This window comes from Affinirhizobium helianthi, assembly GCF_042680945.1.
Lineage (GTDB): Bacteria > Pseudomonadota > Alphaproteobacteria > Rhizobiales > Rhizobiaceae > Neorhizobium > Neorhizobium helianthi.
This window is the reverse complement of sequence record NZ_JBHUEQ010000004.1, coordinates 197716-209498: the sequence shown is the minus strand read 5'-3', so window position 1 is coordinate 209498 and position 11783 is coordinate 197716. Positions and strand designations below refer to the sequence as shown.

At 58.9% G+C, this 11783-nt stretch carries 11 protein-coding genes; 10 read left to right on the top strand and 1 reads right to left on the bottom strand.

Annotation, left to right across the window (positions count from 1 at the left end):
• The first annotated feature begins 132 nt into the window (after positions 1–132).
• The 10 genes from ACFSE1_RS04375 (at position 133) to guaA (ending at position 10415) form a co-directional block, all read left to right on the top strand.
• Positions 133–456 (top strand): septal ring lytic transglycosylase RlpA family protein, encoded by a 324-nt coding sequence (locus ACFSE1_RS04375; RefSeq protein ID WP_377397238.1) that lies wholly within the window; start codon positions 133–135, stop codon positions 454–456.
• An 88-nt stretch (positions 457–544) separates the two neighbouring features.
• Positions 545–1825, top strand: coding sequence for an RsmB/NOP family class I SAM-dependent RNA methyltransferase (locus tag ACFSE1_RS04370; RefSeq protein WP_377396975.1), 1281 nt, complete (start codon positions 545–547; stop codon positions 1823–1825).
• A gap of 251 nt (positions 1826–2076) precedes the next feature.
• Positions 2077–3351 carry an imelysin family protein gene (locus ACFSE1_RS04365; RefSeq protein ID WP_377396973.1) on the top strand — a complete coding sequence of 425 codons (1275 nt, stop codon included), beginning with the start codon at positions 2077–2079 and terminating at the stop codon, positions 3349–3351.
• 48 nt (positions 3352–3399) lie between these two features.
• Positions 3400–4941, top strand: coding sequence for a di-heme oxidoreductase family protein (locus ACFSE1_RS04360; protein ID WP_377396971.1), 1542 nt, complete (start codon positions 3400–3402; stop codon positions 4939–4941).
• Positions 4941–6047: an imelysin family protein gene (locus ACFSE1_RS04355; protein ID WP_377397235.1), complete on the top strand. Its 1107-nt coding sequence runs from the start codon at positions 4941–4943 to the stop codon at positions 6045–6047. Before ACFSE1_RS04360 ends, ACFSE1_RS04355 begins: the two co-directional genes overlap by 1 nt.
• Before the next feature lie 5 nt (positions 6048–6052).
• Positions 6053–7132, top strand: a complete 1080-nt coding sequence (locus ACFSE1_RS04350) for a DUF1513 domain-containing protein (RefSeq protein WP_377396969.1) — start codon at positions 6053–6055, stop codon at positions 7130–7132.
• Positions 7133–7195: 63 nt separating this feature from the next.
• A complete protein-coding gene (locus tag ACFSE1_RS04345; protein WP_377396967.1) occupies positions 7196–7648 on the top strand; it encodes a TspO/MBR family protein in 453 nt (150 codons plus the stop codon).
• A 64-nt stretch (positions 7649–7712) separates the two neighbouring features.
• Positions 7713–8162: a PaaI family thioesterase gene (locus tag ACFSE1_RS04340; RefSeq protein ID WP_377396965.1), complete on the top strand. Its 450-nt coding sequence runs from the start codon at positions 7713–7715 to the stop codon at positions 8160–8162.
• Positions 8159–8797 (top strand): 5'-methylthioadenosine/S-adenosylhomocysteine nucleosidase, encoded by a 639-nt coding sequence (locus ACFSE1_RS04335; protein WP_377396963.1) that lies wholly within the window; start codon positions 8159–8161, stop codon positions 8795–8797. The genes ACFSE1_RS04340 and ACFSE1_RS04335 overlap by 4 nt, the downstream gene beginning before the upstream one ends.
• Before the next feature lie 40 nt (positions 8798–8837).
• The gene (gene guaA, locus ACFSE1_RS04330) at positions 8838–10415 is read left to right on the top strand and encodes a glutamine-hydrolyzing GMP synthase (protein WP_377396961.1); all 1578 of its coding nucleotides are present in this window, start codon (positions 8838–8840) and stop codon (positions 10413–10415) included.
• Positions 10416–10516: 101 nt separating this feature from the next.
• On the opposite strand, the gene ACFSE1_RS04325 is transcribed toward guaA, so the two are convergent.
• Positions 10517–11776, bottom strand: coding sequence for a cytochrome P450 (locus ACFSE1_RS04325; RefSeq protein ID WP_377396959.1), 1260 nt, complete (start codon positions 11774–11776; stop codon positions 10517–10519).
• Between the last annotated feature and the right edge of the window lie 7 nt (positions 11777–11783).

The window sequence follows — 11783 nt, the reverse complement described above, 5'->3', positions numbered from 1 at the left end:
CGTGAACTCAAAGCCCACTTTTTCGCCTTTTTTGCCCCTGCCTAAGCCAGCCCACACGAAATTCAGCACTGGGTTCACAGGGGACAACAGGATTTGAAGAACGCTAAACGCTCAACTTTCGCCGCGGTTGCCATCGCATCTCTCTCACTCTTGAGCACCACTGCAGCACATGCTGCGCCAGGTTGTGGACACGCCTCCTGGTATGCTCTCGGCTCCAAGACGGCATCCGGCGAACGTATGAACGCTGCGAAAATGACTGCAGCTCACCGCTCGCTCAGCTTCGGCACCAAGGTGAAGGTTACCAACAAGCGCAACGGCAAGACCGTGATTGTGCGCATCAACGACCGCGGCCCATTCATCAAGGGACGGGTTATTGATCTCTCGAAGGCAGCCGCACAGAACATCGGCATGGTCGCTTCCGGCACGGCCAATGTCTGTTACGAGGTGATCGGCTGACCTTCCGGAAGGGTCCGCCCATGGCCTGCGGCTTGCCCTGAACGGCTTTCACGGTTACACGCGCCTTTGAAAGCAAGGAGATCAGGACATGCGATTGGGCGGACGGATGGCTGCTGCCATCGAAGTATTGGCGGATATCGAGGCACGCAAGCGCCCGGTCGCCGATGCACTGAAGGACTGGGGCCTTGCCCATCGCTTTGCCGGGTCCGGCGATCGCGCTGCCATCGGCAATATCGTCTATGACGCATTGCGCATGCGCCTGTCGCATGCCTGGTTGATGGACGATGAAAGCGAAACGGCTCTCGTTTATGCGGTTCTCCTGCGGCAATGGGGCTTCACCCCGGAGACGCTTGAGGTAGAATTGGCGGACGACAAGTTTGCGCCCGCCGCACCGGATCTCTCCGCTCTGCAGAGCCGCCAGCTATCACAAGCGCCGGCTCATGTGCAGGGCGATATTCCCGAATGGCTGGTGTCGAGCTTCGAAGCCTGTTTCGCCGAAGAGTGGCTGAAAGAGGCACAGGCCATGGCAGGCCGCCCGACACTCGATCTCCGGGCCAATACCTTGAAGGCCAATCGCGAAAAGGTCATCAAGGCGCTTGAACGCTCAAATGCTGGCGCAACGCGCATTGCGCGGCAAGGCATCCGCATTCCGGCTGGCGATGGCGCATCCAGGCTTCCCAATGTTACGGCAGAGCTTTCCTTCCAGAAGGGCTGGTTCGAAGTGCAGGACGAGGGTTCGCAGATCGTTGCCGATCTGGTTCTTCCCAAGGAAGGACAACAGGTTCTGGATTATTGCGCAGGCGGCGGCGGAAAAACGCTCGCGCTTTCCGCATCGATGAACAACAAGGGACAGGTCCACGCCTACGATGCTGATCGCAAGCGCCTGGCTCCGATTATCGAGCGCTTGCGGCGGGCTGGTACGCGCAACGTGCAGGTTCACGACAACATCAAGGACATGGACAGCCTCAAGGAGAAGCTGGACATCGTTCTGGTGGATGCCCCCTGCACCGGCACAGGCACCTGGAGACGCCGCCCCGATACGAAGTGGCGCATCACGCCCCGCAATATCGAGGAACGGCTGGACCAGCAGCAGGATGCGATGACATCAGCCTCCGCCTATGTGCGCCCGGGCGGCACGCTCGTCTATGTTACCTGCTCGGTTCTGCCGGAGGAAAACGATCGACAGATCGCACGTTTCCTGGAACGCAATCCCCATTTCGAGGTCCAGTCCGCGCTTGCCGATTGGAAAACGCTGTTTGGTGACAATGCCCCCCAGCCGCACAGCGCCAATGACAAGACCTTGACGCTGACACCTGCAAGTACCGATACGGACGGTTTCTTCTTCTGCAAGATGAAACGCATGGCCTGAACGCAGAGCGAGAGACAGGCATAAGAGCAGAGCCCAGGCGCGCGGATTGACGGTCGTCAATTTTAGCGAATCATTTGCGCGCCTCTAATCTAGATCATTTGACACTAGTTTTATTTTGCGCAATGACTTCGCCCGACGCGGTGGAGAAAGCCGGTAATTCCCGGGGGTGGAAAGCCTGTCTTTCTTTTACCGCCTTCCATCGGAAAAGCGGGATTGGACATTCGATCCGCAATTGCTCTTAAGGAGGGGACATGCTCCGCCGTACATTCATCAACTCAAGTCTGGCCGCCCTGGCTGCATCCGTGGCGTTTGCGGCCATTCCCGCCAGAGCCGCGGAGCCGTTGGAGGTCGTGAAGCATTACGCGACCGTGGGCCATGCCAAGTTCGAAGATGCCTTGAACACCGCAAAGGCACTGGACAAGGCCATCGACAACCTCATCGCCAAGCCTTCGGACGAGACCTTAAAAGCGGCCCGTGCAGCCTGGATTGCCGCACGCGTGCCCTACCTTCACACTGAGGTCTATCGCTTCGGAAACCCGATTGTTGACGATTGGGAAGGCAAGGTAAACGCCTGGCCTCTGGATGAAGGGCTGATCGACTATGTCGATGCCGCCTACGGCACGGAAAGCGATTCCAACGCCTTCTACACGGCCAACATCATCGCCAATCCCAAGCTTTCGGTGAATGGCGAGGAGATCGACGCCTCGAAGATCACGCCCGAACTGATCCGCAGCCTGCATGAGGCCGGTGAGGTGGAAGCCAATGTGGCAACCGGCTATCATGCCATCGAGTTCCTGCTGTGGGGACAAGACCTGAACGGCACAGGCCCCGGTGCTGGCAACCGCCCCTATACCGATTATGACAAGGCCAATTGCACCCACGGCAATTGCGACCGTCGGGCCGATTACCTGAAGTCGGCATCCACACTTCTCGTTCAGGATTTGCAGGAAATGGTTGTCGCCTGGGCACCGGATGGCGAGGCTTTCAAGGCCGTCACTGCCGATCCGAAGGCCGGTCTCACGGCCATCGTCACCGGCATGGGCTCACTCTCCTACGGCGAACTCGCTGGCGAACGCATGAAGCTTGGCCTTCTGCTGCATGATCCCGAGGAAGAGCAGGATTGCTTCTCGGACAATACGCATAATGCCCATCTCAACGATGCGCTCGGCATCCAGGAAGCTTATAACGGCACCTATACCCGCGTTGACGGCACAAAGATGACCGGCCCTTCCTTGCATGACCTTGTGAAGGCAAAGGATGCTGCTCTCGATACGGAATTGTCCGGCAAGCTGGACAAGACCGTATCGGCGATGAAGGCGATTGCAGACCGCGCCCAGAAGGTCGAAGCCTATGACCAGATGATCGGTGAGGGCAACAAGGAAGGCAATGCCGCGGTTCAAGCAGCCATTGATGGCCTGATTGACCAGACGAAATCCATCGAGCGGGTGATTGCCGCGCTGGATCTCGGAACCATCAAACTGGAAGGTTCAGACAGCCTCGACAATCCGAACGCTGTCTTCCAATAAGTCAAAGGCAGGGCCGCCCGGTTTGTACCGCGCGGCCCTGACGTTTCGATGCGCCGCACCTCTCTCCGCTCCGCTTGCTGTGCCACAGCCCTTTCGGCCCTGACCATGCTTTCCAGCGCCTTGGCGCAGGAAGACGTGCCGGAGCGGTGGAGACAGCGCTCGGATCTGTCGCCCGCGGATCTGGCTCGGGTGAGGCAGGTTGTTCAACCGGCGAGGGACTTTGCCAAGGCGGAAGCCTTTGAAGCCATGTCTGGTGGCGCGGCAACCTCGCTTGCAGCCGCCGATCAGAATGCCTTCTCGCAATTTTCCGCCAACCTCGACTTCGATCAACAGCACGAATTCAAGCTCGGGAATGCCCTCTTCACCAAGCTTTGGGTCGCCTCCCCCTCCTCCACGCAAGCCTCCGATGGCTTGGGCCCGCTCTACAATGCGAGGTCCTGTATCAGCTGCCACGTGCGGGACGGCCGTGGCCATCCGCCCGAGGGCTCCAGCGACCATATCTCCATGCTCATCCGGCTTGCACGCCCTGCCCGCACACCGGATGAAAAGGCCCGCATCGAGCGCGGGGAGGTTCTGAACTTTCCAGACGCCGTTTACGGTGAGCAATTGCAGGATCTGGCAGCGCCAGGGCTTGCAGCCGAGGGGGAAATGCGAGTCGCCTATGACGAAACTCCCGTTACCCTCGCCGATGGTACAAGGATATCACTGCGCAAGCCGCGCTACTCCGTAACGAACCTTGCCTATGGCCCGCTTGAACCGGATGTCACACTATCACCCCGCATTGCCCCTCCGATGTCGGGCATGGGTTTGATCGAAGCGATTTCCGAAGCCGATATTCTGGCAAATGCCGATCCGGACGACAGGAATGGCGATGGCATTTCGGGCCGCGCGGCGGTAGTGCGCGATCATAGAAGCGGGGAACTGGCGCTCGGCCGTTTCGGCTTCAAGGCACAGAATGCAACGGTGCGCGATCAGGTGGCGGCAGCTTTTTCCGCAGACATGGGCATTTCCACACCGGACAGGCCAAACCCGAACGGCGATTGCACGGCAGCAGAAACCCAATGCCTGTCGCTGCCGAATGGCGTCCAGCCCCGCTTGGGCGATACCGAAGCGCCAGATCCTATCCTGGATCTCGTCACCTTCTATTCGCAGCAACTGGCAGTGCCGCAACGGCGCAACGTCGATGCACCAGCGGTCTTGCAGGGCAAGCAGGTGTTTTACCAGCTTGGCTGCGTCAGTTGCCACCTGCCCAAATTTGTCACTCGCCGCGATGCGCTGGACAAGGCACAGGCCTTCCAGCTCATCTGGCCCTATTCCGATTTCCTGCTGCATGATATGGGCGAAGGACTGGCAGATGGCCAAAGCGTTGGCTCCGCCTCAGGCCGTGAGTGGCGCACGCCGCCGCTCTGGGGGATCGGGCTGACAAAAACCGTCAGCGGACACAGCTTCTTCCTGCATGACGGGCGGGCACGCAATCTGACCGAAGCCATCTTATGGCATGGCGGAGAGGCAGAAACGGCCCGCAATGCTTTCGCCGCGTCGGCTCGACAGGATCGAGAGGCGCTTTTGACCTTTCTGGAGTCGCTATGATGCGCATCTTCCTGTTTGCTCTGGGCATGACCCTTCTGGCTGTCGGCAGCTCTCCGGCGCAGGACGCCAATCCATCTCCGCCGCCGGTTTTGACACGTGAAAAGACAGTCGCGCTGATGGAAGCGACCATCGAGAAGGTCATAGAACCCGGCTACCGCGACTTCACCGACAAGGCCGGCCAGTTGACAGACCGGATGATGCAGCTTTGTTCAATGCCATCGCAAACCAATCTGGAACAGGCGCGGGATGCCTTTGCCCGTACAGCCAGAAGCTGGGGCCGGATCGAGATCGTGCGCGTTGGACCAGTGCTTGAGCAAAACCGGTTTGAGCGTGTGCTGTTTTACCCAGACAAGAAAGGCCTTGGCCTGCGTCAGGTGCAGGCACTGCTTGCCTCAGCAGATGAGACGGCCACCTCCCCTGCCACGCTCGCGGGCAAAAGCGTAGCGGTTCAAGGACTCGGTGCGCTGGAATTTGTTCTCCACGGTACCGGTTGGGAAGAGGTTGCCACGAAAGCGGATAGCTATCGTTGCCGCTACGGCCTTGCCATTGCGGGCAATATCCAGCGGATCGGCACCGAGCTGGTTCAGGCCTGGAACGGTGGCGACGGAATAGCTCGGGACTGGAAAAATCCCGGGCCGGACAGTGCAGCCTTTCGCACCAATGAAGAAGCGGTCACTGCGGTGCTTGGCATTCTCGTTCACGCCTCGGAAGCGCTGCGCGATCAGCGCATCGAAACCTTCTATAAGGGACCGGAGGCGCAGGCCTTCCCGCGTCAGGCGCTCTTCTGGCGCTCCGGCCTTTCCTTTGCCATGCTCACGGAAAACCTCGAAGGCGTTCAGACCATGCTGGACGAATCCGGCATTGCCACTCTTCTGAACGAGGACCAGCAATCCATCGTCTCCTCCATCGATTTCGTCCTGAAGTCGCTGATCAATACGATCAGCAGGATCGATCCCGACGTGGAAAAGGCCGTGACGAACCCTGAAGACCGCCAGAAGCTGGATTTTGCCCTGCTGAACAGCCGCGACCTCATCATCCGGCTGAATGACAATCTGGGCGGCGGGCTCGGCCTGGGTGCAGGCTTCTCCTTTTCCGACGGAGACTGACCCGCATGCGCACAGTGCCCATCGACCGGCGCAGCTTCATCAGGGCCGCGGGCATCGGGTTTCTGAGCGCCCTGACCCCTCGGCAACTCTTCGCGGTGGAAAGAGCCGATGCCGTGTTTGCATCCGGCTTCCGTGCGCCGGATGGAAGCTTCGGCCTTGCCATCATCAGCGAGCGCGGCGAAGTGATCGATCGAACCTTGTTGCCATCCCGCGCTCACGGACTGGCCTTCTGCAAGGCCACCGGGCGCGGTGTTGCCTTCGCGCGGCGTCCCGGCACCTTTGCGATGATCTTCGACGCGACCGGGAAAGCGGAGCCAGTCATCATCCACACCCCGGCAGACCGCCACTTCTACGGTCACGGGCATTTCTCACCGGATGGCAGGCTGCTCTATGCCAGCGAAAATGACTTTGACGGCAAACGCGGCGTGATTGGCCTCTACGATGCGACCAACGGCTTTGCCCGGATCGGCGAGTTCGATGCGGGCGGCATCGGCACCCATGACATGACTGTCAGCGACGATGGCCGCTTTCTCGTGATTGCCAATGGCGGCATAGAGACTCACCCGGATTTTGGCCGAACAAAGCTTAACCTCGACCATATGCAGCCCTCCCTTGCCATTCTGGATGCAAAGGATGGCGCGCTCATCCAGCGTCACGGCATGCCATCGCATCTGAGCCAGCTTTCGACGCGACATCTCGATATCGATGTGGGTGGCCGCATCTGGTTCGCCTGCCAATATGAGGGCGGCCGCAACGACCACCCGCCTTTGGCCGGTCACTTCTCGCTTGGCGAGGATCTTTCATTTGTCAATCTGCCGCGAGAGACTACGGAAAGGCTGGCAAATTATGTTGGCGCGATTGCCATCAACCGAAAGGAGCGGCTCGTCGGGCTGGCATCGCCGAAGGGCGGAGCCGCCGTCATTCTGGATGCGGTGAGCGGTCGCGTGCTGGCGGAAGAAAGCGTGCCGGATGCCGCAGGGATTGCTCCCTCGGCTGAGGGCATCGCCGTTTCCTCCTACAGGGGAACCCTTGCAGCGACCCGTTCCAATCTCGCCTGGGATCAACACCTCATACGACTGGGTTGAAAAGATACGAAGGCCGTTTCCGGCCTCTGGCCAAAAGGTTTGAACCGCCCTACATCGCGTTGCATGAAGCGGATTGTGATCTATCTCATTTTCGTGGTTGCGGTCGCCGGTCTCGGCGCTCTCATTGGCATCAACAATGTTCCAGGCGATTGGTATCAATCGTTGAACAAGCCCTCCTTCAATCCGCCCAACTGGATCTTCGGTCCGGTCTGGACCACGCTTTACGTACTTATCGGCATTGCTGGCGCGCGCACCTGGCTGGAGGCCCCCTCATCCTCGCGCATGCATGTCTGGTTCGGCCAGATGGCACTCAACTTCCTGTGGTCGCCTGCCTTCTTCGGCATGGAGAGCACGATGCTTGGCCTCATCGTCATCATTCCGATGCTGATTGCCATCATCGTATTCATCGGCAAAAGCTGGACGCGGGACAGGATCAGCGCGCTTCTCTTCCTTCCCTATCTGGCCTGGGTAGGCTTTGCCAGCGTGCTCAACATCTCGCTATACCTGCTAAACTGATCTGTCTGACCTTGCAGCGCCTGCGCGCCCATGCCAATTTCGCACCCGCGAAAAGGGGCGAGACATGGACGAGACAGACCCAGGCGATTTCAGGGAGCGGGTGACACGCAGCTATGAGCGACAGCAGTTCATGCGCACGCTCGGAGCCGAATTGACCAGGGTGGAACATGCCATGGTCGAAATCGAAATGCCCTTCAACCCAAAGCTGACGCAGCAGCACGGTTTTCTTCATGCTGGCGTCATCTCCGCTGCACTGGATGCAGCCTGCGGCTATGCGGCCTATACCGTGATCGATCCGGAAGCCTCCATCCTCACCATCGAGTTCAAGGTGAACCTGATGTCGCCGGGCCGTGGGGATCGTTTTCTGTTTCGCGGCGAAATTACCAAGCCGGGCTCTACCATCATCGTTGCAGATGGCCGGGCCTATGCCCTGAGCAATGGCCCTGCCAAGCTGATTGCCTCGATGAGCGGAAGCATGATGGTGATCCGTGGGCGCGAGGATGTGACCGGATGAGCTTTGAACTGAAGAGTGTCGCAGGCAAGCGCCTGCTGTTTGTGATGGCGGCCAATCCCGAATATGGGCCTCATCTACAGGCACGAATTTCGCCGCTGATCACTGGCATCGGCCCTGTTGAAGCCGCCGTGACCCTCACCAAGACATTGTCCGAACTCGCCGCGCGCAAGGACCTGCCGGATCTCGTCGTCTGCCTTGGCTCCGCAGGCTCACGCATTCTCGAGCAAACGGAAGTCTATCAGATCTCCTCCGTGGCTTACCGCGATATGGATGCCTCACCGCTTGGCTTCGAAAAAGGGCGGACTCCGCTTCTCGATCTGCCAGCCATCATCGATCTTCCTCACCGCATTCCGGGCGTTCCTGTCGCGTCCCTCTCCACCGGCGCCAATATCGTGTCCGGCGCCGGCTATGACGGTATCGAGGCAGATCTGGTGGAGATGGAAACCTTCGCGATCCTGCGCGCCTGCCATGCCTTTCAGCTTCCCCTCATCGGACTTCGGGGCATTTCGGATGGCAAAGCGGAGCTGCGCCAGGTCAGCGATTGGACCGAATATCTGCATGTCATCGACGAAAAGCTGGCAAAGGCTGTCGATCGCTTGACGCAGGCCCTCGTTTCCGGCGATTTGAGCCTTTGACGCAGTTGCAAAAACGGCCGGTTTTCTTTAAAGGCTCGCCATGACCCAGACAGCCCATCCCGACAGCATCCTCATCATCGATTTCGGCAGCCAGGTGACGCAGCTGATTGCGCGCCGTATCCGCGAAGCCGGGGTCTATTGCGAAATCCATCCATTCCAGAATGCGCAAGGCGCATTCCAGAAGATGCAGCCGAAGGGCGTCATCTTCTCCGGCGGCCCTGCCTCCGTGACCGCCGAAGGAAGCCCGCGCGCTCCGCAGGAAGTCTTCGATTCCGGCGTTCCGATCCTCGGCATCTGCTACGGCCAGCAAACGCTTTGCACCCAGCTGGGCGGCGTTGTTGAAGGTGGCCATGCAGCGGAATTCGGCCGCGCCGACGTGGAGATCAAGGCGGCAAGCCCTCTGTTTGAAGGTTTCTGGGATGTCGGCGGACGCTATCCCGTCTGGATGAGCCATGGTGACCGCGTCACCAAGCTGCCGGAAGGCTTCGAGGTGATTGCGACCTCCGAAAATGCGCCTTTCGCCATCGCAGCCGATGAAAAGCGCCGCTACTATTCCACCATGTTCCATCCGGAAGTGGTGCACACACCCGATGGCGCGAAGCTCCTGTCCAACTTCGTGCACAAGATCGTTGGCCTCAAATCCGATTGGACCATGTCTGCCTATCGTGCGGAAATGATCCGCAAGATCAAGGAACAGGTTGGCGATGGGCGCGTGCTCTGCGCGCTCTCCGGCGGAGTGGATTCCTCCGTGGCAGCCGTTCTGATCCACGAAGCCATTGGCGATCAGCTGACATGCGTTTACGTCGATCACGGCCTGATGCGCATGGGCGAGAGTGAGCAGGTCGTCGGCATGTTCCGTGACCACTACCACATTCCGCTGATTCACGTGGACGCGTCCGACCTCTTCCTTACCGAGCTCGCTGGCGTGACTGATCCGGAAGTGAAGCGCAAGACGATTGGCCGTCTCTTCATTGAAGTGTTCGAAGCGGAAGCTGCCAAGATTGCCAGCGACGGCAAGGGCGCGCCGAAGTTCCTGGCACAGGGCACGCTCTATCCCGATGTAATCGAGAGCGTCTCCTTCTCTGGCGGTCCTTCCGTCACGATCAAGAGCCACCATAATGTGGGCGGCTTGCCCGAGCGCATGAACATGCAGCTGGTGGAGCCCTTGCGCGAACTGTTCAAGGATGAAGTGCGCGCGCTTGGCCGCGAACTTGGCCTGCCGGACAGCTTCATTGGTCGCCACCCCTTCCCCGGCCCGGGCCTTGCCATCCGGTGCCCCGGTGCGGTGACACGGGAGAAGCTCGATATCCTTCGCAAGGCAGACGCCATTTATCTGGACGAAATTCGCAAGGCCGGTCTCTACGATACGATCTGGCAGGCATTTGCCGTCTTGCTGCCGGTGCAGACCGTCGGCGTCATGGGGGATTACCGCACCTATGATTTCGTATGCGCCCTGCGTGCCGTTACCTCCGTCGATGGCATGACGGCGGATTTCTATCCCTACGACATGAACTTCCTGGGCCGCACGGCAACCCGCATCATTAACGAAGTGCGCGGCATCAACCGCGTGGTCTATGATGTGACCTCGAAGCCACCGGGCACGATCGAGTGGGAGTGAGTTGGATAGATTGCGTCTGATCCGTCGGACCGGATAGCGATCAATGTCATAAGCCTGCCCTCGACAGATCGAGGGCAGGCTTTTTTGTTACACCGTTTTCGTCATGCCGAGACCTTTGAGAGGTGATTGGCGCGATATCTCAAAGGTAGACTACGTGAACTTCTGAACGCCGTCAGATCCGTAAACTCCAATGGCACATTGGCAAGCTCCCAGCCATCGAGCTTTTCGAGAATGATGGGATAGGCGATCTCACTGATGAGATAGATAAGGTGACTTCCCAGACAGGTATGAATACCCTGCCCTAAAGTGATGACTTTCCGGGCCTCTTCACGCTTCAGATCAAGCATGTCCGGATTTTCGAAGACAGTCTCATCCCGATTGGCGGAGGCAAGGCACAGATAGATCCGCCCCCCGGCAGGAATGATGGTTTCGCCAACTGCATAATCGTTTCTTGCGGTTCGGATCACCAGGAAACTTGCACTATCCCACCGCATCAACTCGCGAATGGCATTGCGCAGGAAAGCCAGGTCATGGCGGCGATCCAGCAAGACACTGCGCTGGTCCGGATGCAGGAAAAGCGCCCTTATCGAATTGGTCAAATGCATTGTGGTCGCATCATTGCCTGCAAGAACAAGCAGCATACAGGTCGATACAACTTCGTGATCGCTGATCGCTCCCCCACGTGACGCCGCGATCAGCGCGTCGATCACTAGATCACCCTGGCAATCATGACGTTTTGCAATGAGTTCCTTGAAATAGTCCCTCATCTCCTCAAGCACTTCGATGACACCGAAAAACCTGTTCAAGCCGTTTTCGCCCATGGATATAAAGACAAACCGAACCAGCTTGTCGGACCATTGGGCAAGGCGTTGCAGGTCTTCATCGGGCACACCCAGCATTCCACCAATGACATAGGCTGGCAGAAAGGCTGCGAAATCCTTCACGAAGTCCGGCTCATCAGACTTGTCCAGCATCTGCGAAACCAGCGCGGCCACTTTTTCCTGAATGAGAGGCCGCATAGTCTCGATCGCGGCGGGCAGAAAGGCTGCATTGATGCCACTGCGAATCCGCCCATGCATTGGCTGGTCCAGAAAGGTCAGCCACTCCTCGAAATGCTTCATCACGCTGTTGCTGCGACCGGCATACCGTATGAATGGCCGCATCACGTCGTTGGATAGCGCTGCCTGATCCATCAGCGCCTGCCGGACGTCCTTGTATCTGGTCAAGCACCAGGCATGCTGGGACTCGATCCAGTGCACGCCGCCCTCGCGACGCCATCTTGCCATGTCTGGATAGGGATCGGCCATGAAGGCCGGATCAACAATATCGACGCTCCTCGAGCGATCAATCAACGCAACCATGAGCAGC

Excerpts from the sequence above, each read along its gene's own strand:
- ACFSE1_RS04370 (WP_377396975.1), top strand. The coding sequence starts at position 545 with ATGCGATTGGGCGGACGGATGGCTGCTGCCATCGAAGTATTGGCGGAT.
- ACFSE1_RS04365 (WP_377396973.1), top strand. The coding sequence starts at position 2,077 with ATGCTCCGCCGTACATTCATCAACTCAAGTCTGGCCGCCCTGGCTGCA.
- ACFSE1_RS04360 (WP_377396971.1), top strand. The coding sequence starts at position 3,400 with ATGCGCCGCACCTCTCTCCGCTCCGCTTGCTGTGCCACAGCCCTTTCG.
- ACFSE1_RS04355 (WP_377397235.1), top strand. The coding sequence starts at position 4,941 with ATGCGCATCTTCCTGTTTGCTCTGGGCATGACCCTTCTGGCTGTCGGC.
- ACFSE1_RS04350 (WP_377396969.1), top strand. The coding sequence starts at position 6,053 with ATGCGCACAGTGCCCATCGACCGGCGCAGCTTCATCAGGGCCGCGGGC.
- ACFSE1_RS04345 (WP_377396967.1), top strand. The coding sequence starts at position 7,196 with ATGAAGCGGATTGTGATCTATCTCATTTTCGTGGTTGCGGTCGCCGGT.
- ACFSE1_RS04340 (WP_377396965.1), top strand. The coding sequence starts at position 7,713 with ATGGACGAGACAGACCCAGGCGATTTCAGGGAGCGGGTGACACGCAGC.
- ACFSE1_RS04335 (WP_377396963.1), top strand. The coding sequence starts at position 8,159 with ATGAGCTTTGAACTGAAGAGTGTCGCAGGCAAGCGCCTGCTGTTTGTG.
- guaA (WP_377396961.1), top strand. The coding sequence starts at position 8,838 with ATGACCCAGACAGCCCATCCCGACAGCATCCTCATCATCGATTTCGGC.
- ACFSE1_RS04325 (WP_377396959.1), bottom strand. The coding sequence starts at position 11,776 with ATGGTTGCGTTGATTGATCGCTCGAGGAGCGTCGATATTGTTGATCCG.